The sequence below is a fragment of the Bacillus sp. FSL R5-0431 genome, from assembly GCF_038002985.1.
In the GTDB taxonomy this organism is placed as follows: Bacteria; Bacillota; Bacilli; order Bacillales; family Bacillaceae; genus Bacillus.
The window spans coordinates 2,556,595-2,582,439 of record NZ_JBBOOG010000001.1; the positions used below are offsets into that span (position 1 = coordinate 2,556,595).

At 42.3% G+C, this 25,845-nt stretch carries 25 protein-coding genes; 5 read left to right on the top strand and 20 right to left on the bottom strand.

Annotation, left to right across the window (positions count from 1 at the left end; genetic code table 11):
• Nucleotides 1–58: 58 nt before the first annotated feature.
• On the top strand, nucleotides 59–1,177 hold the full coding sequence (gene ytvI / locus MKZ03_RS13120; RefSeq protein ID WP_307500048.1) for a sporulation integral membrane protein YtvI: 1,119 nt from the start codon (nucleotides 59–61) through the stop codon (nucleotides 1,175–1,177).
• A 25-nt stretch (nucleotides 1,178–1,202) separates the two neighbouring features.
• On the opposite strand, the gene MKZ03_RS13125 is transcribed toward ytvI, so the two are convergent.
• The 7 genes from MKZ03_RS13125 to dnaE all read right to left on the bottom strand — a co-directional run bounded on the left by MKZ03_RS13125 (nucleotide 1,203) and on the right by dnaE (nucleotide 11,635).
• On the bottom strand, nucleotides 1,203–1,592 hold the full coding sequence (locus MKZ03_RS13125) for an FxsA family protein (RefSeq protein WP_106042632.1): 390 nt from the start codon (nucleotides 1,590–1,592) through the stop codon (nucleotides 1,203–1,205).
• A gap of 102 nt (nucleotides 1,593–1,694) precedes the next feature.
• Nucleotides 1,695–3,455, bottom strand: coding sequence for a pyruvate kinase (pyk, locus tag MKZ03_RS13130; protein WP_034661851.1), 1,761 nt, complete (start codon nucleotides 3,453–3,455; stop codon nucleotides 1,695–1,697).
• A 27-nt stretch (nucleotides 3,456–3,482) separates the two neighbouring features.
• On the bottom strand, nucleotides 3,483–4,442 hold the full coding sequence (gene pfkA, locus MKZ03_RS13135) for a 6-phosphofructokinase (RefSeq protein WP_106031191.1): 960 nt from the start codon (nucleotides 4,440–4,442) through the stop codon (nucleotides 3,483–3,485).
• A gap of 341 nt (nucleotides 4,443–4,783) precedes the next feature.
• A complete protein-coding gene (gene accA, locus MKZ03_RS13140; RefSeq protein ID WP_106031190.1) occupies nucleotides 4,784–5,761 on the bottom strand; it encodes an acetyl-CoA carboxylase carboxyl transferase subunit alpha in 978 nt (325 codons plus the stop codon).
• Nucleotides 5,746–6,621, bottom strand: a complete 876-nt coding sequence (gene accD / locus MKZ03_RS13145; RefSeq protein ID WP_034661853.1) for an acetyl-CoA carboxylase, carboxyltransferase subunit beta — start codon at nucleotides 6,619–6,621, stop codon at nucleotides 5,746–5,748. The genes accA and accD overlap by 16 nt, the downstream gene beginning before the upstream one ends.
• Before the next feature lie 304 nt (nucleotides 6,622–6,925).
• Entirely contained in the window at nucleotides 6,926–8,158 is a 1,233-nt protein-coding gene (locus tag MKZ03_RS13150; protein WP_034661854.1) for an NAD(P)-dependent malic enzyme, read from the bottom strand.
• A gap of 141 nt (nucleotides 8,159–8,299) precedes the next feature.
• Nucleotides 8,300–11,635 carry a DNA polymerase III subunit alpha gene (dnaE, locus tag MKZ03_RS13155; RefSeq protein WP_307500052.1) on the bottom strand — a complete coding sequence of 1,112 codons (3,336 nt, stop codon included), beginning with the start codon at nucleotides 11,633–11,635 and terminating at the stop codon, nucleotides 8,300–8,302.
• A gap of 137 nt (nucleotides 11,636–11,772) precedes the next feature.
• Between dnaE and MKZ03_RS13160 the strand changes: the two genes are divergently transcribed.
• The 3 genes from MKZ03_RS13160 to MKZ03_RS13170 all read left to right on the top strand — a co-directional run bounded on the left by MKZ03_RS13160 (nucleotide 11,773) and on the right by MKZ03_RS13170 (nucleotide 12,909).
• Complete coding sequence (locus MKZ03_RS13160) at nucleotides 11,773–12,114, top strand: YtrH family sporulation protein (protein WP_034661856.1); 342 nt, start codon at nucleotides 11,773–11,775, stop codon at nucleotides 12,112–12,114.
• Nucleotides 12,111–12,614, top strand: a complete 504-nt coding sequence (gene ytrI / locus MKZ03_RS13165) for a sporulation membrane protein YtrI (protein WP_034661857.1) — start codon at nucleotides 12,111–12,113, stop codon at nucleotides 12,612–12,614. Before MKZ03_RS13160 ends, ytrI begins: the two co-directional genes overlap by 4 nt.
• Nucleotides 12,615–12,723: 109 nt before the next feature.
• Nucleotides 12,724–12,909, top strand: a complete 186-nt coding sequence (locus MKZ03_RS13170; RefSeq protein WP_003216400.1) for a hypothetical protein — start codon at nucleotides 12,724–12,726, stop codon at nucleotides 12,907–12,909.
• 51 nt (nucleotides 12,910–12,960) lie between these two features.
• On the opposite strand, the gene MKZ03_RS13175 is transcribed toward MKZ03_RS13170, so the two are convergent.
• The gene (locus tag MKZ03_RS13175) at nucleotides 12,961–13,902 is read right to left on the bottom strand and encodes a DHH family phosphoesterase (RefSeq protein ID WP_034661858.1); all 942 of its coding nucleotides are present in this window, start codon (nucleotides 13,900–13,902) and stop codon (nucleotides 12,961–12,963) included.
• A 147-nt stretch (nucleotides 13,903–14,049) separates the two neighbouring features.
• Here MKZ03_RS13175 and MKZ03_RS13180 point away from each other — a divergent pair, with 147 nt between their 5' ends.
• Nucleotides 14,050–14,352, top strand: coding sequence for a YtpI family protein (locus MKZ03_RS13180; protein WP_003216665.1), 303 nt, complete (start codon nucleotides 14,050–14,052; stop codon nucleotides 14,350–14,352).
• Nucleotides 14,353–14,419: 67 nt separating this feature from the next.
• Here the strand turns inward: MKZ03_RS13180 and MKZ03_RS13185 are convergent, their stop codons facing one another.
• The 12 genes from MKZ03_RS13185 to MKZ03_RS13240 all read right to left on the bottom strand — a co-directional run bounded on the left by MKZ03_RS13185 (nucleotide 14,420) and on the right by MKZ03_RS13240 (nucleotide 25,834).
• Nucleotides 14,420–15,742, bottom strand: a complete 1,323-nt coding sequence (locus tag MKZ03_RS13185) for a CBS domain-containing protein (RefSeq protein ID WP_106031188.1) — start codon at nucleotides 15,740–15,742, stop codon at nucleotides 14,420–14,422.
• Between the two features lie 147 nt (nucleotides 15,743–15,889).
• Nucleotides 15,890–16,573 carry a metal-dependent hydrolase gene (locus MKZ03_RS13190; protein ID WP_106031187.1) on the bottom strand — a complete coding sequence of 228 codons (684 nt, stop codon included), beginning with the start codon at nucleotides 16,571–16,573 and terminating at the stop codon, nucleotides 15,890–15,892.
• A 66-nt stretch (nucleotides 16,574–16,639) separates the two neighbouring features.
• Complete coding sequence (locus tag MKZ03_RS13195; protein WP_106031186.1) at nucleotides 16,640–17,395, bottom strand: SDR family oxidoreductase; 756 nt, start codon at nucleotides 17,393–17,395, stop codon at nucleotides 16,640–16,642.
• Nucleotides 17,396–17,574: 179 nt separating this feature from the next.
• On the bottom strand, nucleotides 17,575–18,948 hold the full coding sequence (gene argH, locus MKZ03_RS13200; protein ID WP_106031185.1) for an argininosuccinate lyase: 1,374 nt from the start codon (nucleotides 18,946–18,948) through the stop codon (nucleotides 17,575–17,577).
• Entirely contained in the window at nucleotides 18,945–20,156 is a 1,212-nt protein-coding gene (locus MKZ03_RS13205; RefSeq protein WP_341032109.1) for an argininosuccinate synthase, read from the bottom strand. The genes argH and MKZ03_RS13205 overlap by 4 nt, the downstream gene beginning before the upstream one ends.
• A 174-nt stretch (nucleotides 20,157–20,330) precedes the next feature.
• The gene (locus MKZ03_RS13210; RefSeq protein WP_334750098.1) at nucleotides 20,331–20,846 is read right to left on the bottom strand and encodes a MogA/MoaB family molybdenum cofactor biosynthesis protein; all 516 of its coding nucleotides are present in this window, start codon (nucleotides 20,844–20,846) and stop codon (nucleotides 20,331–20,333) included.
• 104 nt (nucleotides 20,847–20,950) lie between these two features.
• Nucleotides 20,951–22,135, bottom strand: coding sequence for an acetate kinase (locus tag MKZ03_RS13215; RefSeq protein WP_034661872.1), 1,185 nt, complete (start codon nucleotides 22,133–22,135; stop codon nucleotides 20,951–20,953).
• A 229-nt stretch (nucleotides 22,136–22,364) separates the two neighbouring features.
• Nucleotides 22,365–23,339: a class I SAM-dependent methyltransferase gene (locus MKZ03_RS13220; RefSeq protein ID WP_034661875.1), complete on the bottom strand. Its 975-nt coding sequence runs from the start codon at nucleotides 23,337–23,339 to the stop codon at nucleotides 22,365–22,367.
• Nucleotides 23,340–23,427: 88 nt separating this feature from the next.
• Nucleotides 23,428–23,928, bottom strand: coding sequence for a thiol peroxidase (tpx, locus tag MKZ03_RS13225; protein WP_034321005.1), 501 nt, complete (start codon nucleotides 23,926–23,928; stop codon nucleotides 23,428–23,430).
• A gap of 111 nt (nucleotides 23,929–24,039) precedes the next feature.
• Nucleotides 24,040–24,492 (bottom strand): GerW family sporulation protein, encoded by a 453-nt coding sequence (gene ytfJ, locus MKZ03_RS13230; protein ID WP_003216488.1) that lies wholly within the window; start codon nucleotides 24,490–24,492, stop codon nucleotides 24,040–24,042.
• Between the two features lie 14 nt (nucleotides 24,493–24,506).
• On the bottom strand, nucleotides 24,507–25,214 hold the full coding sequence (locus MKZ03_RS13235; protein WP_060597089.1) for a DUF2953 domain-containing protein: 708 nt from the start codon (nucleotides 25,212–25,214) through the stop codon (nucleotides 24,507–24,509).
• 98 nt (nucleotides 25,215–25,312) lie between these two features.
• Nucleotides 25,313–25,834 carry an RDD family protein gene (locus tag MKZ03_RS13240; RefSeq protein ID WP_106031184.1) on the bottom strand — a complete coding sequence of 174 codons (522 nt, stop codon included), beginning with the start codon at nucleotides 25,832–25,834 and terminating at the stop codon, nucleotides 25,313–25,315.
• Nucleotides 25,835–25,845: the final 11 nt, after the last annotated feature.

Here is a 25,845-nt window from a genome sequence, read left to right on the forward strand (position 1 = left end):
TAATCTTTTTGAATAAAATGAAGTATCGGACATGCTTGTTTTTTTTGGGGGGGATTGTGTGAATCATACCTATATGGCCATTTTTCTGCGAAGTTTGATGATGATCAGCATTGCTGTATTTGCGGTTGTCTTTTTATATCAGTCTTTTCCTTTTTTATATCCTTTTTGGATTGCACTTATTGTATCCTGCCTGATTCATCCTGCCGTATGCAAAATAGAAGAGATCACCGGAATGCCGAGAGGATTTGTAGTAGTCATTGTACTACTGCTCTTTTTAGTGGCAGCAGCCGGTTTCATCACACTCTTAGTAGCAGAAATTATTTCAGGAAGTGCTTATTTGGCAAAGGTTCTGCCTGGCCACCTTGATCAAATGATTGGTATTGTCGAACGGTTTTTTACAGATAAGATTCTGCCTTTGTACCATGATGTCACCGCCCAATTTAATACGCTTCAAGCAGGTCAAAAGGAATCGATTTTAGGACAAATCCAAGCGCTAGGCGATGAAGCTGCCGCAAAAATAGGGACTTTTCTTTCAAAAACGCTCGAGCTTATCCCGGCTTTTTTAGGTCTTTTGCCTGATGCAGCCGCAACCCTTTTGTTTTCTGCACTGGCGACTTTTTTTATCACGAAAGATTGGTTTACGTTAAAAAAATATGGCTCTCGTATCTTTCCCGCAAAATGGAGGCAGCATACACGCGCCATTTTATCTGAAATCAAAAAAGCCATTACCGGTTTTATGAAGGCGCAGCTTCTGCTTGTTGCTATGACCATCGGCCTCGTCGTCATTGGGCTGATCATCTTAAAAGTCGAGCATGCCTTTGTCATTGCTTTATGTATTGGGTTTGTCGATTTACTTCCTTATATCGGGAGCGGTACTGTTTTTCTGCCTTGGATCATTTACTCCGCTATGACAGGAAACCTTTCACTCGCTATCGGGCTCGGCATTTTGTATATTGTCGTGCTCATTCAAAGACAAATTTCAGAGCCAAAAGTCTTAAGCAAGTCCATTGGGCTTAATCCTTTAGCAACGCTTGTGGCATTATTTGTCGGGTTAAAATGCTTTGGTTTTCTTGGACTTGTCATTGGTCCTGCTTCCCTTGTCGTGTGGCAGGCATTTCGTAATGCAGGTGTTTTTAGAGATATCTATCAATACATTCGGTACGGCATGCAAAAGTAAAAGAGACCTTGAGCTCAAGGTCTCTTTAGCGAATAATCGTATAGCGATTGCGATTAGACATGTTTCTAAGCCAGCGTTCAAAGAGCGGCTTGATTTGCTTTCTCGTCATCGGAATGAGTAACAGCGCACCAATGATATCCGATAAGAAGCCGGGAATGAGCAGCAGCAGACCGCCAATCAGAATGCAAAAACCATCGACAATCGTTACCCCTGGCATTTTGCCATATTGTAAATCTCTCTGCACTTTTTGAAAAGCTTCGATTCCTTGCTTTCTTGCAAAATAAGCGCCTAATGCACTTGTGAGCACGATCATCAGCATCGTTGGCAAAATGCCAATGATTTTACTTGATATTAAAAATAAACTGATTTCCACTGCAGGGAATAGAATCAATAATAGTAGCAAATATTTTTTCAACCATATCACCTCATGGGGTATCTTTCATCGAAAGCTGTTTTACTTTTTTTAGTGTAACATAAAAAAAGAGAGGAGTCAGATAACTCCCCTCGTGTGTATGATTTAAAGGACGCTTGCTCGGCCTTTGTAGATCGCTCCGCGTGCCGGATCTACTGTGATCTCTTCGCCTTCTTTTAGCAGTGTTGTTGCGCTGTCAAGACCCACAATCACTGGAATACCAAGGCTGAGTCCAACGACTGCTGCATGGCTTGTTAAGCCGCCTTCTTCAGTGATCAAGGCAGATGCTTTTTCTAAAGCACCCATCATATCACGGTCTGTACAGTTTGCGACAAGAATCGCCCCATCGTACATTTTTTCGTCTGCTTCTTTTCCGCTTTGTGCAATGACAACCGGTCCAAATGCAGATTTACGGCCAATTCCTTGACCTTTCGCAATAATGTCACCAACAACATATACTTTCATTAAGTTCGTTGTACCTGTTTCACCAACTGGCACACCAGCTGTAATGACGATTAAATCGCCATGTCTCACATAGCCCGTTTCAATCGACTTCTCGACTGCATTCTCAAGCATTTCATCAGTAGACGTCGTTTTTGATCCGCTCTTTGCAAATACACCGAATACGAGAGACAGCTTTCTTGCTACTGATTCGTTTGCTGTGACCGCTACGATTGGTGCTTTTGGTCTATATTTTGAAATCATTCTCGCTGTATGACCGCTTTCCGTAGGTGTCACAATCGCTGCCACGTCAAGCTTCATCGCTGTATGTGCAACAGATTGACCGATGGCATCTGTAATGCTGACTTCTACTTCTTCGCTTCTGCGAGAAAGAATTGCTTTATAGTTGAGTGCATCTTCTGAACGTGATGCAATGTTATGCATCGTTTGTACAGCTTCCACTGGATATGTTCCTGCTGCTGTTTCACCAGAAAGCATAATCGCATCTGTGCCATCAAAAATGGCATTTGCCACGTCACTTGCTTCCGCACGAGTTGGACGAGGATTACGCTGCATGCTATCAAGCATTTGGGTAGCTGTGATGACAGGTTTGCCTAAACGATTGCATTTTTTGATCAGCATTTTTTGAACAAGCGGTACTTCTTCTGCCGGGATCTCTACACCAAGATCTCCACGCGCAACCATCAAACCATCTGATACCTCAAGGATTTCATCGATGTTATCAACACCCTCTTGGTTTTCAATCTTAGGAATGATTTGAATGTCAGCCGCATTATTCTTTTCAAGAAGCTCACGAATTTCAAGCACATCAGAAGCTCGTCTAACAAAAGAAGCAGCGATGAAATCGACGCCTTGTTCAATTCCGAACAGAATATCATTGGCATCCTTTTCTGTAATACCTGGCAGGTTCACACTTACACCTGGTACGTTTACGCCTTTTTTGTTTTTGAGCGTGCCTGTATTCATGACCTTTGTGACGATTTCTTTGCGGTCCATGTTAATTTCTTTCACTTCTAAACCAATAAGACCATCATCTAATAGAATCGTTGAGCCCACTTCTACATCATCAATTAAATCTTCATACGTCACACTAATTTTTTCCGTATTTCCAACAATGTCTTCCATACTCACGATAAGATCTGCACCAGCGACTAGCTCAATTGAGCCGTTTTCAACTGTACGTGTACGGATCTCTGGACCTTTTGTATCAAGAAGGATCGCAATGTCCTTGCCTAATGTTTTACCTGCTTTACGAATGTTTTCAATGCGTGCACCATGCTCTTCAAAATCTCCATGAGAGAAGTTTAGTCTGGCTACATTCATTCCTGCTTCAATCAATTCAGTCAGCTTTTCAATGGTTTCACTTGCTGGACCGATTGTACAAACGATTTTTGTCTTTCTCATTACTGTTCCTCCTAAGGTCTTCTCGTTTTATATAGAGAGCTCTTGTGAAAGTCGGTACATATTTTGATCGACTGTATGTTTTTTATCTAAGATATCTAAAATATCGTGGTGAACGAGTTCGTTGCTTTGAATGCCCACACAGCGTCCGCCTTTTCCTTCAAGAAGAAGTTCTACTGCGTATGCTCCTAAACGGCTTGCCAGTACTCGGTCAAATGCGCTTGGAGAACCTCCGCGCTGAATATGTCCTAAGACAGATACACGGGTTTCAAGGCTTGTCTCCTCTTCAATCCGCTTACCAAATTCAACACCGCTGCCTACGCCTTCTGCGACGATAATGATACTGTGCTTCTTGCCGCGCTCGTGCCCTCTTCTTAACCTCGCAATAATTTCATCCATGTCATAGTCTGCTTCAGGAATCAAAATAGATTCGGCTCCGCCTGCAAGACCTGACCAAAGAGCAATATCACCAGCATGTCTTCCCATTACTTCCACTACGTATGTACGTTCATGAGATGTGGCTGTATCACGAATTTTATCAATGGCGTCAATGACTGTATTCAGTGCTGTATCAAAGCCAATAGTGAAATCAGTACCTGGGATATCGTTGTCGATTGTACCCGGGACACCTACACATGGAAAACCGAGCTCAGTTAATTTCTTCGCTCCCATGAATGAACCGTCTCCGCCGATCACAACAAGTCCTTCAATACCGAATTTTTTTAAGTTCTCAATGCCTTTTTCACGACCTTCAATTGTCTTGAATTCAGGGCATCTTGCCGTGTAAAGTTTTGTTCCTCCACGATGAATGATATCGCCAACTGAACCTATTTCAAGTTTCTCAATTTTACCGTTAATTAGACCTGAATATCCATTATAAATACCGTAAACTTCAACATTATGGTAAATCGCTTTCCTTACAACTGCGCGCACAGCTGCATTCATTCCTGGGGAATCCCCACCGCTCGTTAAAACTCCTATACGCTTCATCTTTTTCACCTCAGAGACCATATATGAATTAAACATACCATTTCCACTGCTTGAAAACAATCATGAGCAAAACCGGATGTTTTCAATACGTATTTCTAAAACCGTACTTATTATACAATTAAATAAACCGTTTTTAAACAAAAGTTAAGAAAGTCATGAAAGCAATTCTTTCAAAAACGAGGAAGATCGATCCTTCTAAAGCTTATCATATCAAGGTTTTCAGACGTTTCAAATTTTATGAAAACAAAAGAAAATTATTTTCAAATAGCGCTTACATGAGGGCGGTTTTCATGAAAAAGGATGAAAAAAATAAACGCCAGCCAAAAAGGCTGTACGTTTATTTAGTTTACCCCAATATATTGATTTTCAACCGATACTTTCCCGATTGCTTTGTATTTTTGATATCTTTGTTCGACTAGTTCTTCAGGTGTTAGTTTGAGCAAAGATGTAAGTGACTGTTTTAATGTTTTTTCAATGTAGGCTGCTTGTTGTTTCACGTCTCGGTGTGCTCCACCTTGCACTTCTTTAATAACATCATCTATAATATCTAATTCTTTTAGGTCTGGAGCGGTAATTTTCATTGTCTCTGCAGCTTTTTTCGCAAGTGATGAGTCCTTCCAGAGCAGTGCTGCTGCACCTTCAGGTGAAATCACTGAATACGTTGAATTCTCTAGCATGTATAGGTGGTTTCCTACGCCTAAGCCTAGTGCGCCGCCACTTCCGCCTTCTCCGATGACAATACAGACAACCGGTACACGAAGTCCTGCCATTTCGAATAGGTTTTTCGCAATTGCTTCACTTTGTCCGCGTTCTTCAGCTGCTTTCCCAGGATAAGCTCCTTTTGTATCAATAAAGCAAATGATCGGGCGATTAAATTTATCTGCTTGTTTCATCAAGCGCAGCGCTTTACGGTAGCCTTCTGGATGAGGCATTCCGAAATTACGGCGCAAGTTTTCTTTTGTGTCTTTTCCGCGCTGATGGCCAATGACTGTGACAGGAAGCCCTTTAAACGTGGCGATTCCTCCAACAATAGCTTCATCATCACCATAGAAACGGTCACCATGACATTCGAAAAAGTTGTCAAACAGCTCTTGAATGTAATCGAGAGTTGTTGGACGCATCGCATGACGAGCAATCTGTACTCTGTCCCACGGCTTTAAATTTGTATAAATGTCTGCTTCAAGCTTGCTCAGACGTGTTTCAAGGCGCTCAATTTCTGCACTTAAATCCATTTCTGAGTTTTGTGTGAACTTTTTCAGTTCATCAATTTTCGCTCGAAGTTCAATGACAGGTTTTTCAAATTCTAGTTCTCCAGCCACTCTCGTTCACCTCCTGTGCTGTGTAATGCTAAGATTCGGCCTAGTGTTTCTTTCATCTCTGCACGATGAATGACAGCATCCAGCTGTCCATGCTTCATTAAAAATTCAGCCGTTTGGAAGTCCTCTGGCAGGTCTTCACGGATTGTTTGTTCAATGATTCTACGGCCTGCAAACCCAATTAAAGCACCAGGTTCTGCAAAGTTGTAATCACCAAGAGACGCGAAACTAGCTGATACACCGCCAGTTGTTGGGTTCGTCATCACAGAGATAATCAAACCTTGGTCCTCGCTGAACAGTTTTAATGCTGAGCTTGTTTTTGCCATCTGCATGAGACTGAGGATCCCCTCTTGCATTCTCGCTCCGCCCGATGCAGTAAAGATGATAAATGGCACCTTGTCCGCTTTTGCTTTCTCAATCGCCAGTGTGATCTTCTCACCAACAACCGAGCCCATGCTGCCCATACGGAACGTGGCATCCATGACAGCGATCACAGCACGCTGGCCTTCAATTTCACCTTGACCTGTGACAATGGCTTCATTCAAAGACGTTTTTTCTCTGTCTTTCTCAAGCTTTTCTTCGTAGCCTGGGAATCCGAGCGGGTTTTCTGAGATCAGATGCCCGTTAAATTCTTCAAATGTGCCTTCGTCTACAAGGCTATCAATACGCTGCTTTGCATTCATTTGCAAATGTCTGCCGCAATTCATGCAAACACGTAAATTTTTATCTAATTCTTTGGTGAGCATTATTTTTTTACATTGCGGACATTTGGTCATGATGCCTTCAGGCACATCTTGGCTTGCCTGTTCAGAGGGTACAGATGCATATTTTTTCTTTTTACTGAAAATATTTTTGATTGACAAATGACTACCTCCCTTTTTGAAGGGTTTTTTCTTTACACGCACATCCACTATTATAGGACATGTCATAACTGTACCGAAACTATTGTACTTTTTTTGTCAAACGCTGTCATCCTTCATTCAATTTTTTCAATGGGGAATTGATGAGAAATGAGTATGTGTTTGGGGCGCTGAGCAGTTGATATATGTGAATTGTGAACGTCTACAAAAAAATATCATTCCGGATGAAAAAATTTTCGCGTAAGAGAGGAAATGGTGCACGTCTTTCCTCCAATTTCAGAAAGAACGTGCACACTTTTCCAATTGATTATTCGCCGATAATCGTTAATTTTCTTGTTTTTTCAGCGACTGCTTCTGGATCGACTTTGATTCTTGCAACGCCAGTTTCCATTGCTGCTTTTGCTACCGCTTTTGCTACCGCTGGTGCTACACGTGCATCAAATGGTTCAGGGATGACGTATTCAGCTGACAATTTCTCATCTGAAACAAGAGAAGCAATCGCTTCAACGGCTGCAATTTTCATTTCTTCGTTAATGTGAGTTGCACGTACATCTAATGCTCCGCGGAAAATTCCTGGGAATGCCAGTACGTTGTTCACTTGGTTCGGGAAGTCAGAACGGCCAGTTCCTACAACACTTGCACCTGCTGCATGTGCATCTTCTGGCATGATTTCTGGATTTGGATTCGCCATAGCGAAGATGACAGGATCTTTTGCCATTTTTCCAACCATTTCTTTTGTTAGAGCGCCTGCTACTGAAACCCCGATGAAGACGTCTGCGCCTTCAATGACTTCTTCTAATGAACCTTCTTTACGGTCTTGGTTCGTGAATTTAGCGACTTCATTTTTCACTGTATTCATACCGTTCGGGCGGCCTTCGTAAATTGCGCCTTTTGTATCGCACATGATGATATCACGTACACCGAAATGATATAGAAGCTTGATAATCGCAATTCCCGCTGCTCCAGCGCCGTTTGCCACCACTTTGATGGAGGACATTGATTTTCCAGACAGTTTCAGGGCATTTACAAGTCCTGCTACTGTGACAATCGCTGTTCCGTGCTGATCATCGTGGAACACTGGAATGTTTGTCTCTTTTTTCAAGCGCTCTTCGATAATGAAGCAGTTTGGAGCTGCAATATCTTCAAGGTTGACACCGCCAAACGTTGGCTCAAGAAGCTTTACTGTTTCAACGATTTTGTCTACATCGTTTGTCGCAAGCGCGATTGGGAAGGCATCAACGCCCGCGAAGCTTTTGAATAATACAGCTTTTCCTTCCATTACTGGTAGAGATGCTTCTGCCCCAATATTACCAAGCCCTAAAACAGCGCTTCCGTCTGTGACAACAGCGACCATATTGCCTTTCATTGTATAATCATACACTTTGCTTGTGTCGTCATAAATATCTTTACATGGTTCTGCAACACCAGGTGAGTAAGCCAAGCTCAAGTCTTTTGCATTTTTCACTTGTACTTTTGATTTTGATTCGAGTTTGCCTTGATTCTCTTTGTGCATATGTAATGCTTCTTCTCTTAATGACATGTGATGAACACTCCTTCAAGTGGAAAATGATTTAATGAATTGCTAAGTTGATAAGCACATACTGGCAGTTTTAAATACACAGAATCTTTAAAATGATAACACAATAGGTGAATTTGTAAAACATATTCAGGTGATTTGTCATCATTTAATCACAACGTTTTGTTCACCAAGCAGCTCTTTTAACTGGAAAATCACAGCATGATCTGCATGAACCTTGTATGCATCTGGAAGTCTCACTGTCTTTTTTTGCTTCTCATAATACAAATAGACATCTGCTTCTCCGCTGTGCATCGAGATCACCCGCTTTACTTGCTCTAGCAGTTCCTGCGTATGGCTTTCTTCTTTCACCCGAATGTAGACAGACTCTTTTCTTTGTGTGCCCATCTCTTCAAGCAGAACGGCTTCTTGCACGATGATTTGGCTGCTGTCATTTCTGACATCTATTCTGCCTTCAACATAAAGCATGGCGCCCTCCTCAAGTAAGGGGGACAGCTTTCTAAATTGCTCTGGAAAGACGACGCCTTCCATTTCTCCCGTTTCATCCCCAAATGTGACAAATGCCATCGATTGTCCATTTTTTGTCCGAATCGATTTCACTTTTGTCAAAAGACCACCCATTGAGATCTTTCGCTTTATATAGGAAGAAAGTCTGATGATTTCCACTGCACCATTCTCTCTTAAGCGATCTCGGTACGTTTGTACAGGATGATTTGATAAATATAACCCAAGTGCCTCTTTTTCAAATTGCAGGAGATCGACAAGCGGCAGTTCTTCTATCTCCGCATATTTTGGCTTAATGGAGAAGGTTGTATCCCCCAGAAAGTCCAGTTGATCATCTGGATTTAAAAATGACACGTGGTCTAATGCAATATCTATTGATGCCAATAACGAAGCACGATTTGGATAAAGCTCATCCATCGCCCCTGAAAAAATGAGCGCTTCAATCGTTTTTCGGTTGACACTCTTTGCTGATACTCTTGCGCAAAAATCAAATAAATCTTCAAACGGCTTTTCCTGTCTTGCCCTGTATATATCCTTTACAGCTGACACTCCGACATTTTTGATCGCTCTTAAGCTGTAGCGGATCTCCCCTTTTTCAACCGTAAATGGAAATTCACTCTTATTAATAGAAGGCTTCAACACAGATATCCCTTTTTCCTTTGCCTCATAGAAATATTGAGCGACTTTGTCTTCATTTCCAATCACACTCGTTAAAAGTCCGCACATAAAATATAACGGATAATGCGCTTTTAAGTAAGCAAGCTGAAAGCCAATCATGCTATATGCAACAGCATGGCTTCTATTAAAACCATAGTTTGCAAATTTGACGATTAAGTCATAAACGTCATTTGCAATGTTAACAGGATACTCCTTTTTTAGGCATCCTTCAACAAAATGGCTTCGCTCTTCATCAAGGACCTTTTTATCCTTCTTCGAAACTGCTCTTCTTAATAGATCTGCCTCACCCAGCTGAAAGCCTGCCATCTTCGCCGCAATCAGCATGATTTGCTCCTGATAGACGATGACCCCATATGTGTCCTTTAAAATGTCATACAAATCAGGATGCGGATAAGAGACCTTGACTCTGCCGTGCTTTCGGTCGATAAAGAGCGGGATATTCTCCATTGGACCTGGACGGTAGAGGGCATTGACCGCCACGATGTCTTCTAAACTAGAGGGCTTCAGGCGTCTCAGCACCTGACGCATTCCTTGTGATTCAAGCTGGAAAATCCCAGTTGTATCTCCCGCTGATAACAATTCAAATGTTTTCTGATCTTCATATGAAATGTCACTAAAGTTAATGTGGACGTTTTCCTGTCTTTCAATCTGGTTTTTAATGGATTCAATTAAGGTTAAGTTTCTTAGTCCTAAGAAATCCATCTTTAAAAGTCCGAGATCTTCTAAATAATTCATCGCATACTGCGTTAAATACACACCATCATGGCCGTCTTGAATTGGAACGACCTCTGTCAGCGGCTCCTCGCTCAGCACAACGCCGGCTGCATGTGTCGAGGTATGTCTTGGCAAGCCTTCAACCTTTAAAGCGGTTTGAAAGACCTTTCGAAGCTCCTCGGATTGCTGGAGCATCGTTTTTAATTCAGGGGATGCAGTCACCGCTTCTTTCAGCGTCGTTCCTGGCTTTGACGGAATCAGCTTTGCAAGACGGTCCGCAGCCTTTGAATCAATCCCCATCACACGTCCAACATCTCTTAAGGCCGCCTTTGCTGCAAGTGTTCCAAACGTGACAATTTGTGCCACATGCATGTCTCCGTATTTGTCTTTTACATAAGAAATGATTTCATCTCTTCTCGTATCGGGGAAATCAATATCAATATCTGGCATACTGATTCGCTCAGGATTTAAGAAACGCTCAAACAACAGACCGTGACGGAGCGGATCAACATCTGTAATAAACAATACATACGCAACAAGTGACCCTGCTGCCGATCCACGTCCTGGCCCTGTGACAATGCCTTGATCATGGGCATACTTCATAAAATCCCACACGATGAGAAAATAATCACTGAAATTCATTTTTTGGATAATGCTCAGTTCGTACTCAAGTCTTTTCACATACGTATCATTTGAAGCAATCTTTCTTTGCTTCATCCCTTCTGCGCACACTCTGCGTAAAAACTGATCTGCTGTTGATTGATCAGGAGTCGGATAGGAAGGGAGTTTTGTCTGCCCAAGATTTAAATCGACTTCACAGCGGTCTGCGATCTCCACCGTTCTTGTCAGCAGCTCCTCATCTTGCGCATACCATTCCTTCATTTCTTCAAGGGTTCTGAAATGCTTTTCTCCTCGGTCTTCCTCAATCTCTGACAGCTGCTGCCCTGCTTTAATGGCTTTTAAACACGTATAGGCGGTTTTGTCTTCTCGATTGATATAGTGGACATCTCCCGTCGCAACAAGAGGAATCTCCGCACTTTTTGAGACGTCCCTGAGTTTACCGGCAAGCGATTCGTCTTGCTGAAATGGCTGAAGTGCGATGTACACATGTCCCTCACCGAAAATATCTTTCAATTGTTTCGCCGCATCATGCGCTTCTTCTATCTGATCATGCTGAAGCAGCGTTTCAATGTAGCCAGAAGCGCCTGGCGTAATGGCAATGAGCCCGCGGTGATAGCTTTTCAGCCATTTTTCTTTCAGTCCAGCTTTTGATTTTGATTTCAGCACACTGCTGATTTTGATCAAGTTTTGATAGCCTTCATTGTTTTTGGCAAGGAGTACCAAGGGATAAGCCTCTGTCTCTTGTTCATCTATGAAGACAGAAGCTGTTAAACCGATGACCGGCTTGATGCCATGTTTTTTACATTCCTTATAAAATTCAACCGTTCCATACATCACATGGTCATCGGTAAGAGCGAGCGCCTTGCAGCCAAGTTCTTTCGCTTTCAGCACCAGCTCCTTTACTTTTGCCGCACTGCTTAATAAGCTGTATCCACTGTGGACCTGAAGATGAACATAAGACATGCTTAATCCACTCCTTTCGTCTAAAGTCATTCTTTCATTATAAAACGCGATGCGGTGAGAAACAAATGTTCTTTCTTTTCTGTCCGTTCATACTTGTCCCGCACACACCATATATTGAATAGAGTGAGGTGGACACAATGGATGTGAAGGAAGCTTTTATTCCGAATTTTATTAGCTGTTATTTTATTGCTCTTGGGGTCATTTTGGGCGGTGCCATCATAGGTGGTGTTGGTGCTTATTTATCTGGTCAGCCGCCTTTATCCATTATTACGAGTCTTGCCAACCGTTTAAAGATTTGGGCGCTTGTCGCAGCTATCGGTGGAACTTTTGATGCCGTTTATAGCTTTGAAAGAGGCATTTTCGAAGGGAACACGCGTGATATTTTCAAGCAGATTTTATTAATTGTCTCTGCCATGGGCGGTGCACAAACAGGTTATCTCATTATTACGTGGCTCACACAGGAGCATGTGTCATCATGAGGGTGCCGGAGCTGTACAAACGTCCAGGCTGGCAGCGTTTTTTTGCAGGGATGATGTTTGGCGCGATTGTGAGCTGGCTCATTTTCCTCTTTACATACGGAACCTTTCAGGAAAAGCAGGTGACACAGCTTAGAAGCCAGCAGCACCATATGGACAGTCTGAAAGAACAAATCACACTCTATCGGGAAGATTTGCATAAGTTAAATGAGGATAATAAACAGCGGCTGCTGATCCAAAGCGTAGATGTCCATCTCGTCAATCGTGAGCAATATAAAATCCCAGAGCCAGATACGCTGAAATTTGAAGATCAGGTCAAAGAGGATATCTCAGAGGTCATTACAAAGGATATTGAAAGTGTCTATAAAACAAAGGAATTATTAAAACGGACGGTGGAAAACAAAGAATATACCATTCGGGAAAAGGCATACCGCGCCAAAGTGACAGAGCTGACGATTTATACGAAGCTTTCACTTGAAGTGCGCATTTCATTTGCTGAATAAATGATCATGTGGAATTTTTATGAATTTCTGCCCTCAATGATCGCTTTTCCCTCATTATTTTTATACACTAAAAGTAGAACGAGATCTAAAACAGAAAGAGGTGAGGACAATGGAGGTTTATAGCTATCGTCAAATGGCACGAGACAAAGCAAGCCGGATCAAAGACGGCATGTGTGCTTATGCTGAGACAGAAATGATGGCTCATTTAATTAAAAAAGAATTAAAGCATCAAAATCTCCAAGCCTATGAAGATTCAACTGACATCGGCTGCTGGTTTATCCCTGTATGCAAGTAACCCTTTTCTCCATGACAAAAAAAGAGAGAGGGGACTTGAAGCCCCCCTCTCTCATGATGATGATTTACATACTTCTTCTAAATCACGCAAAATCTCATCTGCCACGGCCCAATCATAAATAGACGCACCAGCTGCAAGCGGGTGGCCGCCGCCATGATATTTTTTCGCAATGGTATTAATGACGACGCCTTTCGAGCGGAATCTAACACGAATCTGATCGTTTTCTTCCACAAAAAAGACCCATGCCTTAATCCCTGCAATATTTCCAAGTGTCCCAACAAGCTGTGAGGCTTGCTGCGCTGTTGTTTGGAACGATTCCAAAATATCGCGCTTAATGAAAACAGAGGCGACCCCATTCTCTGACAAAGAAATATGTTGAAAAATATAGCCATTTAATTTCACGACATTCAAGTCCGTCTCATACAATTGATTGAAAAGGTCTGAAGATGAAAATGGATATTCAATAAGCTCTCCAGCATATTTGAGCGTCTTTTTCGTCGTGTTTGGGAAAAGGAAGCGGCCTGTGTCTCCTACAATGCCGGCATAAATGAGTTCAGCCGCCTTTGTATTCAGCTGATATCCTTCTTCTTTCCCCTCTAAATACAATTCATAAATCATTTCGCTCACAGAGCTTGCCTCTGTATCCACCCAAAGCAAATCACCATACGGATCTTCATTTGGATGATGGTCAATTTTCATCAGCTTATCGCCCATTGAATAGCGCTGATCGTCAATTCTTGCTTGATTGGCTGTATCACAGACAATGACAAGGGCATCTTTGTACACGTCATCCGGAACCTCATCAAGTTCATACAAAAATGAAAGGGATGGCTCCGGGGTTCCTGTCGCATAAATATTTTTTTCTGGATAGGTGGCACGCAAGATTTCCGTAAGGCCGCACTGCGATCCATACGCATCAGGATCTGGTCTTACATGTCTATGAATGATGATGGTGTCATATAATGATATGGTTCTAATCAGTTCTTTTTTCATAAAAACTCCTTCTTATCCGATACTCTTTTTATTATTAAATCATAATCTATCCTGACGGAAAAGTGAGGAATAGACAATTTATTCTAGTAAGCAAGCCTATTTACGTTTAAAATAGGGTTGTAACCACTTACAATGGAGGCTTGGCACATGCTTGTTTTGATTGTGTTTATTATTTGTTCTGCCATGTTTTATTTATACTACAAAGCAAAGAATGTCCGTACGAACCGCCCAGTCGAAAAGAAATTCTGGTCGGCTAAATCCAGTATGGCACTTGGCTGCTTTGTCCTGCTCTTCGGTGTGAATCAATTATTTTTAAACCGCTCGTCACTCGCATTTGTCATTGGATTTATTTTTGTTGCTGTCGGTATCGGCAGTACGTGGGCTGGATATAAAGCCTACAAGCATTACCTTCCGCTCTTTTTAAAGGAAGGCGAAAAAGATCACGCATAATAAGAGAGAAGGGCTAAAATGATGTTTATTTTAGCCCTTTGTCATTTTCGTCATCGCCCTTTTACGATTATCCTCTCTCCATCAGCTGCACCATCAGCATCGCTTTTCCTACGATATTCGATTGATGATATACCTCCACTTCCAGCTTTCCAAACTTGCGGCCTACTTCTAAAATATTCGGCTTGATCTGTATCGTGGATTCCATTTGAACCGGTTTTAAGAAGTAGACAGAGAGACTTTCGACAATCAGCTCCCCTTTTTTATGAGACTTTAAGAAGCGGTTGGCGGATTCAATTAAAATTTGCGTGAACACTCCATATGAAATGTTTCCGAGCTGGTTTGTCATTTGGGGTGTGACCTCATATTGATACACCGCATCTGCCTTTGGCTTATCTGTATCGGTATCTTTAAACCCTCTTGAGACAACATCATCCAGTTTTTCGCCGACCTGCGGCTGCTTTTGAATCATTTGAAGCGCCTTCAGCACATCCTGACGACTGATCATCCCAATTAGTTTCGCATAATCATCTACGACTGGCAGCACCTCAATGCCTTCCCATACCATCATTTGAGCAGCAGAGGCGACAGAGGTTTTTCCAATGACTGTCAGTGGATTTTTCGTCATCACCTTTTCAATCGGTGTAGAGCGGTCATGCCCCGCGATATCCTTTGAGGTGAGAATTCCGTGAATTTTCATTTGGTCGTCTGCGACCGGAAAACGGCCATGGCCAGTTTCATAATTCTTTTCATACCATTTTTCAAGCTTATCCTCTGGTGATAAATACACCGTCCGTTCGATCGGCGTTAAAATATCTTCCACAAGCACAATCTCTTTTTTTATTAGTTGGTCATAAATGGCTCGGTTTATGAGAGCTGCTACGGTAAATGTATCGTAGCTTGTCGATAAGATCGGCAGCTCAAGCTCATCTGCGAGCTGAATGATTTCATCATCTGTTGAGAAGCCGCCCGTGACCAGCACAGCTGCTCCTGCCTCTAATGCTTGTCTGTGTGCATTGATCCGGTTTCCGACAATCAGCAGGTTTCCAGCTGCCGTGTAGCGCATCATCGCATCAAGCTCCATCGCACCGATGACAAATTTGTTTAATGTTTTATGTAAGCCCGTTCGTCCTCCAAGCACCTGTCCATCAATAACATTGACCACTTCTGCATATGTCAGCTTTTCAATATTTTCTTTTTTCTTCTGTTCAATCCGAATGGTACCAACTCGTTCAATCGTACTGACGAATCCTTTATTTTCAGCATCCTTGATGGCCCGGTAAGCGGTCCCTTCACTCACTTTCATTTCTTTCGCAATACGCCGGACAGAGATTTTCTCTCCGACATCTAATGAATCAATATACGATAAAATTTGTTCATGCTTTGTCGCCAATCCCGTTCACCCTTTTTGTTTTCAGCGTTTTCATCTAAGCTTCATTATAAGGGCAGGAGGCTTTTAATAGCAATTTGTCTTTTTTTCAGCACGATACACGTAAACAAAAAAAGCCGGCATTGGAATGCCGGCTTTTTGCTAGGATGATTAAATCTCAATCGATTCTCCGCTGTTTAACACATGACCAACGCCGCCATGCAGGCTGTCTGCAAATGCATGCGGGTCCTGCTCAATCGGCGGGAATGTGCTGTAGTGAATCGGCACGACTTGCTTCGCCCGAAGCCATTCGGCAGCGATTCTTGCATCGTCCGGTCCCATCGTGAAGTTATCACCGATCGGAAGGAATGCAAGCTCAATATGATTCAGCTCACCGATCAGCTTCATATCTGAAAAGAGCGCAGTGTCTCCAGCATGATAAATCGTTTTGCCCTCTGCAGTAAATAAAATACCTGATGGCATGCCTGTATACGTAATCGTTTTTGCATCTTCATCAATGACAGCTGAACCATGGAACGCTTGCGTGAGCTTGACTTTACCAAATTCAAACTCACGTCCGCCGCCGATATGAAGCGGGTGCGTTTTCACCCCTTGCCAGCTTAAATAAACGGCAAGTTCGTTTGGCGCGACAACGAGCGCGTCATTGTTTTTAGCGATTTCAATGGTATCACCGAGGTGATCTCCATGCCCATGTGTCAGTAAAATGACATCCGCTTTGACATCTTGCGGCTTGATATCTGTGTGTTTATTTCCATTTAAAAATGGATCAATCCAAATATGGTATCCTTTTGTTTCAATGTGTACGACTGAATGTCCGTGATATGTAGCTTTCATGTGAGTATATCCACCTTTCGAATTTGATCTCATTTCATCTATTCCCTGTATAAAAAGCTGAAAAACTTAGTGCCTGTGAATCACGTTAAGACCACCTGTTGCTTCAATAACTGTCCCTGTAATGAGGTCTGAACGGTCATCGCATAGAAATGAGATGATACGTCCTATATCCTCTCCAGTACCAGACCTGCCAATAGGCGTTTCATCGTCTTTGAACTGGCGTGCTTCTTCTATTGTGGATTCTTTCATGTCTCCAACGATTTTGCCTGGGCAAACCATATTGGCTGTGATGCCGTTTTCGGCTTCTTCAATCGCAATGGTTTTCGTCAATGATGCCAGCCCCACTTTTGCTGCTCCGAAGGCTGATCTGTGCATCCATCCTGGCGCATGGTCTGCACCTTGGAAGCCATATGTGATGATGCGGCCAAAGCCTTGCTTTCTCATCATCGGGATGACCATTCGAAACAAATGGAACACAGCAGATAGGTTGCCTTCCATCATTTGATACCATTCATCTTCGGAATAATCCGCTAGTTTTTTTCGTTCAAAAATATAAGGCCCGGCATTGTTAATCAAGGCATCGATCCGCCCAAATCGCTCTGCTGCCAGCTCTACCATGTTTCTTAAATCTTCTTTGTTTGTCACATCACCTTGGACAAATTGAAGCTTTTCTTCGTATTCCTGCAATTCTTCTTTCATCTGCCGGACAGCTTCATCATCACTTCGATAATTCACTGTCACAGAATACCCCATATTCAGTAAAGACTCGGTGACTTTCCTGCCAAGTCCTTTAGAACCCGCTGTTATTAATGCGTGTCGCACACAATCTCCTCCTAAAGCAAAGGTTGCAAGTTCGCATGTTTCTTATCTTTACTTTACTATAAACCAGCATCTGGCGCACTTATGAACCCTTTCTGCTATCTTGTTCTCTAAGGAAGAGGATTCTCCTTTCTGACAGCAAAAAAAAACCACCCGCATCATACGAATGGTTTTTTGACGTGTTACGCTAGGCAGGCTTTTGCTTTTTCTAAAGCGAGCTGAATTTGTTTAAATCCAGTTCCACCTGCACTTGTTCTTTTTTCAACAGCAACATACGGATCAAGAACGGTGTAAATGTCTTCTTCAAAAAGATCGCTCGCTTCTGTGAATGTTTCAAACGGAAGATCACTTAAGTAGATGCCTTTTTGAATGCACGTATACACAAGCTTGCCAACGATTTCGTGTGCTTCACGGAATGGCATGCCTTTTTTCGCTAGGTAGTCTGCCACTTCGGTCGCATTTGAGAAATCTTCTTTTGTTGCCTTTTTCATGACATCCTCGTTCACCGTCATGGTTTGAATCATGCCTGTGAAGATTTGCAGGCTGCCAGCAAGGGTTTTTACTGTATCAAACATGCCTTCCTTGTCTTCTTGCAGGTCTTTGTTATACGTAAGCGGCAAACCTTTCATAATGGTGAGAAGCCCCATTAGGTTGCCATATACACGGCCCGTTTTTCCGCGGATCAATTCTGCCATATCCGGGTTTTTCTTTTGCGGCATCATGCTGCTGCCTGTTGCATATGTGTCATCAAGTTCAATGAATTTGAATTCTTGAGAGCACCATAAAATGATTTCCTCACAAAGACGTGAGAGATGCATCATCACAAGGCTGCTATTAGACAAAAACTCTAAAATGAAATCCCGATCACTTACGCCATCAAGGCTGTTTTCGTAAATATGATCAAAGCCAAGCAGCTCTGCTGTATATTCACGATCAATTGGAAATGTCGTTCCTGCTAACGCTCCGCATCCAAGTGGAGACACGTTAATTCGCTTCAACGAATCTTGAAAACGCGCTTTGTCACGCTCAAGCATCCAGAAATAGGCGAGCATATGATGAGCAAAGGAAATAGGCTGTGCACGCTGCAAGTGCGTATATCCTGGAAAAATCGTTTCAACGTGCTGTTCTGCTTTTTCCACAAGCACTGTTTGAAAAGAAGAGATCAGTTCAATGATATGCTCTACTTGATTATTCAAATATAAATGCATATCGGTTGCGACCTGATCATTCCGGCTTCTCGCTGTGTGCAATTTGCCGCCAAGCGGACCAATCTCATCAATGAGCATTTTTTCAAGGTTTAAATGGATGTCCTCATAATCTACTGAGAATTCCAATTCATCTGCCTCTGCCTTTTTCATGAGCGTATTCAGTCCATCTTTGATGGCAGCGGCCTCCTCATCGTCTAGGATACCGCATGTATTCAGCATACTTGCATGAGCAAGGGAGCCGGTCAGATCTTCTTTGACTAATTGTTTGTCGAAATGAATGGACGCGCCAAACTCATCGACCCATTTTTCTGGTGTTTTTTGAAATCGGCCTCCCCAAAGCTTTTTCATGCTTTAACCTGCTCCTTTTTATTCACGATGCTGTTTACTTTTGTCGGTAAGCCCCAAAGATTAATAAATCCTACCGCAGCATCATGATCGAATTCATCTGCTTTTGTGTATGTTGCTAGATTTTCATCATAAAGTGAATATGGTGATTTACGTCCTTCTACAATGGCATGGCCTTTAAATAGTTTCACACGTACAACACCTGTTACGTTCTGTTGTGTTTCTTGTAAGAAAGCATCTAATGCTTCTTTAAGCGGTGAGAACCATAATCCGTTGTATATTAATTCAGCCATTTTTTGTTCAATGATTGGCTTAAAGTGTGCGACTTCTTTCACTAGTGTTAAATCTTCAAGCTCTTTATGCGCTTTTAGAAGTGTGACAGCACCTGGGCACTCGTATACTTCACGAGATTTGATGCCAACAAGACGGTTTTCAACGTGATCGATTCTGCCAACCCCATGCTGACCAGCGATTTCATTTAAATGAAGGATGAGATCAGATAATGAATACTGAATACCATCAATGGCTGTTGGTTTTCCTTTTTCAAACGTGATTTCGATGGTCTTAGGTGTGTCAGGTGTTTTTTCAAGTGGAGTCGTTAGATCATATGCTCCTTCTGGCGGTGCAGCCCAAGGATCTTCTAAAATGCCGCACTCGTTACTTCTGCCCCAAAGGTTTTGGTCGATTGAATATGGGCTGTCTAAGTTAATCGGAATTGGAATACCGTGCTTTTGAGCATAATCGATTTCTTCATCACGGGACCATTTCCATTCACGCACTGGTGCAAGAACTTCTAGGTCTGGATTCAGTGCTTTAATGGATACTTCAAAACGGACTTGGTCGTTTCCTTTTCCAGTACATCCGTGAGCAACCGCTACTGCATTTTCTTTCTCTGCGACTTCCACCAATTTTTTTGCAATAAGTGGACGAGATAGTGCAGATACAAGCGGATATTTTCCCTCATACATGGAGTGTGCTTGTAATGCAGTCAGTGCAAATTCTTCAGCAAACTCTTCTTTTGCGTCAATCATGTAAGACTGAACCGCTCCGACTTGAAGTGCTTTTTGTTGAACGAATGCTAAGTCTTTTCCTTCACCTACATCCAGGCAGCAAGCAACGACTTCGTATCCTTGCTCTTGTAACCATTTAACTGCAACAGAGGTATCAAGACCTCCGGAATATGCTAATACGACTTTTTTATTTTGTGACATGATTGAAAAGCTCCTCTCGCTTGTTTTGATTCTGTGAATATTTTTTTGCATAAAAATAAGTTTTAATTTATAAACATGCATTTAGTATGTATACACTGTAACAAGGAAAAATTGTTTTTTCAACCCCTTTATGAAAAAAACTCCGCCAAATTTTCTTGGCCGAGTCATTTTGGGCTATTTTTGATCCTTTTCAAGCTCTCGTAAGACGTGAGGAAGCTCTGGAATCATGAGTTTTGTCATGGCTAAACGAACAGCTCCAGTAGAGCCTGGTGTGGCAAAGACGGCTTTCTGGTTGACGACACCTGCCGTTGCCCGGGACAAGATAGCGGCTGAACCGATGTCTTCTGTATAGCTCAGCATGCGGAAGATTTCGCCAAAGCCAGGCAGCTCCTTGGAGAAAAGTGGGGTGATCGCTTCAATGGTGACATCCCTTGCGGCAATCCCTGTCCCCCCGTTTAATAAAACGGCATCTATTTTCGGTTCGCTTGTTCCCTCTAGCACAGCGTCTTGGATCGCTCCAATGTCATCTTTTACAATATCGTATGCAAGAATGAGATGTCCCTGTTCTTTAAGCAAATCAATCATCAGGCGGCCGCTTTTATCTGTTTCTTTCGTTCTTGTATCACTGACCGTAATAACTTTTACATAAAGCCTCTCTTTCGCCTCACGTTTATGCTCTGCAACGCTCATTTTCTCACCGCTCCCTTTTGCTTCGTATTGGACAACATTATAGCATGCTGCTTTTAACAGAAAGAAGCTCTTTTCCTTATTGGAAAAGAGCTTCTTCATTTTGATTACGCTAAGCGCATAACGTCTCTTGCAATCATTACTTCTTCGTTCGTTGGGATGACGATCACTTTTACAGGAGAGTGCGGGTAGCTGATGAATGCTTCTTCGCCTCTCATGTTGTTAAGAGAAGGATCCCAGTAAACGCCCATGAATTCTAGACCACGAAGGACACGAGCTCTTACTTCTGAACTGTTTTCACCGATTCCAGCTGTGAAGATGATCGCATCTACACCATTCATTCTCGCTGCATAAGAACCGATATATTTATGAATACGGCTTGCAAAAATATCAAGAGCTACTTCTGCACGGTCGTTTCCTTCTTCTGTTGCTTCTTCGATATCACGAAGGTCACTTGATAGACCAGACACACCTAAAAGACCACTCTTCTTATTCAAAGTAGAAAGTACTTCTTCAGCTGTATGTCCTGTTTTCTCCATAATAAATGGAATAAGGGCAGGGTCAATGTTACCTGAACGTGTACCCATTGCAACACCCGCAAGCGGTGTGAAGCCCATTGAAGTATCGATTGATTTTCCGCCTTCAACTGCTGCGATACTTGCACCATTTCCAAGGTGGCAAGAGATCAAACGAAGCTCTTCAAGAGGACGGCCTAATAGCTCTGCTGCACGCTCTGTTACGAACTTATGGCTTGTCCCGTGGAATCCGTATTTACGAATACCAAAGTTTTTGTAGTAGTCGTACGGAAGGCTGTATAGGTAAGACTGCTCTGGCATTGTTTGGTGGAAGGCTGTATCGAACACAGCAATCGCTGGTACGTCAGGCAGAATTTGTTTGAATGCTTTGATTCCTACAACGTTTGCAGGGTTGTGCAGTGGTGCTAGCTCTGAAAGCTGATCAATGTCATTGATGACTTCATCTGTTAAAAGAACAGAGTCGCTGAATTTCTCTCCGCCGTGAACAACGCGGTGTCCTACGCCATCAATTTCATTAAAGTCTTTGATGATGTTAAATTCAATTAGTTTTTCAAGCAGCATTTTGACCGCTACTGCATGATCTGGAATATCTGTGATTTCTGTTTTCTTTTCTCCATCTACAGAAATCGTGAAGATACTGTTGTCCATTCCGATTCTTTCAACAAGGCCTTTTGTTAAAACGGTTTCTTCTGGCATGTCGAACAATTGGAATTTAAGAGATGAGCTTCCTGCGTTGATTGCAATAATTTTAGACATTCCTGTCGCTCCTTTTACTCAGTTGTTATATAAGGTTTCACGTTTTTTCCGGTGCTATATTCAACCTGTTTGACGGGTCTTTTATAGTTTAACGATAAGTCCGAAAAATATCTGACTTTTTCATTTAAACATTGAAAACTTTGCATTTCAAGTGCACCTTCGAACTGTTACCGCTTACATCGATAAGTCGTTATTTTCTGAATAATAAAATAGCCAGAAATCACTCTGGCTATTCTTTCGTTTCTTTTTCTTCTATAAACCACTGGTCTAATTTTCTCATCACACCCACCATGGCTTCCTTTTGTGAGAAAGACGGCAGATTGGCAAAGAGCATCCGTTTTGGTGCTTCCAAGCCTTCCTTTTTCTTTTGCATCACAAACAAGCTTTTGGCGTGCTTTTTGTCCTTGAACATGGAGACCGGCAGCTGAATTAACGCATTCATATATGCATGATCTTTGATAAAATCCTTTAATTGCACGCTTTCTTTTCCTTCAAACAAATCGTTTGGAATGATGAAGAATAAGAAGCCGCCTTCTTTCGTATAACGAAGGCTTTGTTCAATGAATAAATAATGGGCAAAGGCATGTCCTTCTTTTGCCTTCAAATCATAGTCTGCTGCACGCTCATCATTTGGGTAATAACCGACTGGCAGACTGCATACAGTGACATCTACTGGTGAGATCAAAAGCGGCTCAAGGCTGTCTTGATGGAAAAGCTCGACTTCCTTCTCTTCCAAGTTTGCCTGTGCCCATGCAATTTTAATGAGTACATCATCAATTTCAGACGCAAAGCCGCGCTTTGTTTCTGCAGTGAGATTGTTTAAGACAGCAAGCAGTAAGTTCCCTGTTCCCGCTGCTGGATCAAAGACAACAAGCTCTTTTTGTCCTTCTAAAAATTTATTCACCAAATAGCTGACAAACAGCCCGATCGTATCTGGGGTCATCTGACGATTTGGATGGGAAATATCCTTTTGTCCTTTCAATACGGCGAGCTGAAACGCTTTACGAATCTGCTCATGATCATAAGAAGCAAAATCTGCTTTCTCTATTAAATCCTTTAGTAAACCGTCTCGATCATTTGCTTGGAAAAAGGCTTCTCCTGCTTCAGCCAATGCTTCAATATAGGAAATGCTTTGGTCCTTTTTTAATCGAATAGAAGCTGTATCGAGCAGCTCAAAAATCGTACTTACTTGATCTTTCTGCAATGCTTTTCTCTCCTCGCTTTGTTAAAAGCTATATCTCCTCATTGAAAAGAGCCCCAGGATGAAGCCGGAGCTCTTGTCGATGCTGCTTTTATAACAGTGATTTTGCAGCTTCAATGGCTTTTTCATAATTTGGGTGATTCGTTGCTTCGCTTACGTATTCAGTGTAAACCACTTTTCCGCTCGGGTCTAATACGAAGACTGCGCGCGCCAATAAACGCAATTCTTTCATATATACTCCGAATGCTTCACCAAATGACATATCTCTATGATCAGATAATGTTTCGACATTTTCAATTCCGTTTGCTCCGCACCAGCGTGCTTGTGCAAATGGAAGGTCTGCACTAATTGTATAGATATTGACCGGACCTAAACCGGCTGCCTCTTCATTGAAACGTCTTGTTTGTGCGTCACACACACCTGTATCAATAGAAGGAATCACTGAGATGATCGTCACTTTTCCTGTTAAATCTGAAAGTGAAACTTCCCCTAGTGAGTTCGTTAATACCGTGAAATCTGGAGCCTGCTCGCCTACTTTCACTTCATTTCCTACAAGCGTGACAGAACTCCCTTTAAATGTGATCGATGCCAAAACAATTCCTCCCTTATCAAATGTATGGTTCTATCATAGTAGAGAAAGCAAAAAACTGCAAAGCCTAATCGTCACTTTTGAAAAAAAGTTAACTGCAGCGCAGCTAACTTTTTAAAGGTCTATGTCATCTAGTTTTCGTTCTTTATGACGGTTCTCCCGTTCATCCTTCTTAAACATGTGCTGAAGACGTTCAATTGCTTGAGGAGCAGAATCCAATATTTTATCAAGCAGATGTGTATGTTCATCCAAATGAAGCATTCGAACGCCGTTTGTTCCGACAATTAAGAAGGCGATTGGTGTAATAGACACACCTCCGCCGCTTCCTCCGCCAAATGGGAGTCTCGGTTCTTTTCGTTCTTGATCATCAGAACGTTTTTCTTTCTTTTGGTTCCCGTTAAATTCACTGCCGCCGGCTGCAAATCCAAAACCAACCTTCGACACAGTAAGAATGACACTGCCGTCAGGGGTTTCGACTGGATCGCCGATGATCGTATTCACGTCTATCATTTCTTTTAAGTTTTCCATCGCTGTCTTCATAAGACCTTGGATTGGATGATCTGCCATTTTCGGGTTCCTCCTTAAACAGATGATTCATTCTTCGTTGCTTGAAGAGAGGCATTTTTTCTCGCCTTTCTTCCTTTTAACCAATGAACAAGTAAACGAATGGCTGCAAGCATAGCATGTCCAATACGAAAATAAGCTATACATGTAAACTGGGTCTGTGACACATTATGCTGAAAGGCGGGAATCACCTCATATACCGGTTTATGCTTAAAGGTGAGATGCTCCTGCATAAAGGCAAGCAGTGCTCCTTTGACTGACCATACACCGCCAGCTGCTACACCTGTTAAAGCGGCGTCATGAAAGCCGATCCATGTTGACCAGTGAAACGATACAATTCTAATGTGAATGAAGAATTTACGCATGATCCGGTTTAAATCGACGATCTCTTTTGTGATGCGCTCCATTTGATGAAGGATTTGCTTCATATCACGTTTTCCCACTTTTTGATGTATGGATTCTTTTTCGTGACTAGGGGTTTTGGCGCTCGCCATCTTCTTTTCACGTATATCAATCGTTTGATCTTCTGGATTGACCCTCACCATCGGAATGTCTTTTTTGAGTCTGATGATTCCATATAAGGTGATGATCTTCAGTGCAAGGTGGTCATTGTCATTTGCATGTGAATAATCCAGTGAAATGGTCACTTTCATGAAGATCAATAAGATCCCAAGGAACAAAAAAGCTGCGATCCAAACGTAAAGCACTGTGCTCACTTCCTCCATAACAAATGATGCTTCCTCTACGATTATGGCTCTCATTCTGGATTTTATACCCAATCATGAAAAAAGAGTTTGACCGGTACCCGGCCAAACTCCTCTGATTATACGTTTGCTTCTGTTTTTTCATATAAATGTTCATGGACGACCACCGTATCGGCAAAGTAATCATGAACCCCTTGCTTTTTCGGTGAGAACCCAACGACAGCATAGAGAACAAAGAGCGTATTAATGTAGCGACCTACAATCTCTCTAAAGAAAATGACATCCCATGCCAGCCTCTTCTCAGGCTGAAGCGAGACCACTTTGATCCCAAACACCATTTTGCCGAGTGTTTGTTGAAAGATTTTCGTCATGATGGCGAAATAAAGCAGGAATACAATCGTCGTTGTGACGGAAAATGGAGAAAACCATCCTCCTCCTTTGGACCAGCCAAACAGACTAAAGATTGGAGAAACCGTCAAATGGTTGACACCCCAGACGACGAGCCAATCAAGAATAAACGCCCAAAACCTAATCCAAAAGCCTGCAAACGCCTGTGCTTCAATCACTGCACGTTTCGCAAGAGCCGGATTCGATTCTTCTTGGCTGCGGCTTTCGGTTACTTCATCGAATGTAGAATCCATCTATGATCCCT

What these genes read in the sequence shown, in the direction of transcription:
- MKZ03_RS13150 (WP_034661854.1), bottom strand. Translation starts at nt 8,158, where the DNA reads ATGTCATTAAGAGAAGAAGCATTACATATGCACAAAGAGAATCAAGGC.
- dnaE (WP_307500052.1), bottom strand. Translation starts at nt 11,635, where the DNA reads ATGTCTTATGTTCATCTTCAGGTCCACAGTGGATACAGCTTATTAAGC.
- pyk (WP_034661851.1), bottom strand. Translation starts at nt 3,455, where the DNA reads ATGAGAAAGACAAAAATCGTTTGTACAATCGGTCCAGCAAGTGAAACC.
- MKZ03_RS13205 (WP_341032109.1), bottom strand. Translation starts at nt 20,156, where the DNA reads ATGTCACAAAATAAAAAAGTCGTATTAGCATATTCCGGAGGTCTTGAT.
- ytfJ (WP_003216488.1), bottom strand. Translation starts at nt 24,492, where the DNA reads ATGGCAGATCATCCAATCCAAGGTCTTATGAAGACAGCGATGGAAAAC.
- MKZ03_RS13215 (WP_034661872.1), bottom strand. Translation starts at nt 22,135, where the DNA reads ATGTCTAAAATTATTGCAATCAACGCAGGAAGCTCATCTCTTAAATTC.
- MKZ03_RS13160 (WP_034661856.1), top strand. Translation starts at nt 11,773, where the DNA reads ATGGATGTGAAGGAAGCTTTTATTCCGAATTTTATTAGCTGTTATTTT.
- MKZ03_RS13190 (WP_106031187.1), bottom strand. Translation starts at nt 16,573, where the DNA reads ATGAAAGCTACATATCACGGACATTCAGTCGTACACATTGAAACAAAA.
- ytrI (WP_034661857.1), top strand. Translation starts at nt 12,111, where the DNA reads ATGAGGGTGCCGGAGCTGTACAAACGTCCAGGCTGGCAGCGTTTTTTT.
- MKZ03_RS13180 (WP_003216665.1), top strand. Translation starts at nt 14,050, where the DNA reads ATGCTTGTTTTGATTGTGTTTATTATTTGTTCTGCCATGTTTTATTTA.
- MKZ03_RS13210 (WP_334750098.1), bottom strand. Translation starts at nt 20,846, where the DNA reads ATGAGCGTTGCAGAGCATAAACGTGAGGCGAAAGAGAGGCTTTATGTA.
- MKZ03_RS13170 (WP_003216400.1), top strand. Translation starts at nt 12,724, where the DNA reads ATGGAGGTTTATAGCTATCGTCAAATGGCACGAGACAAAGCAAGCCGG.
- argH (WP_106031185.1), bottom strand. Translation starts at nt 18,948, where the DNA reads ATGAAAAAGCTTTGGGGAGGCCGATTTCAAAAAACACCAGAAAAATGG.
- MKZ03_RS13175 (WP_034661858.1), bottom strand. Translation starts at nt 13,902, where the DNA reads ATGAAAAAAGAACTGATTAGAACCATATCATTATATGACACCATCATC.
- MKZ03_RS13240 (WP_106031184.1), bottom strand. Translation starts at nt 25,834, where the DNA reads ATGGATTCTACATTCGATGAAGTAACCGAAAGCCGCAGCCAAGAAGAA.
- MKZ03_RS13235 (WP_060597089.1), bottom strand. Translation starts at nt 25,214, where the DNA reads ATGGAGGAAGTGAGCACAGTGCTTTACGTTTGGATCGCAGCTTTTTTG.
- pfkA (WP_106031191.1), bottom strand. Translation starts at nt 4,442, where the DNA reads ATGAAGCGTATAGGAGTTTTAACGAGCGGTGGGGATTCCCCAGGAATG.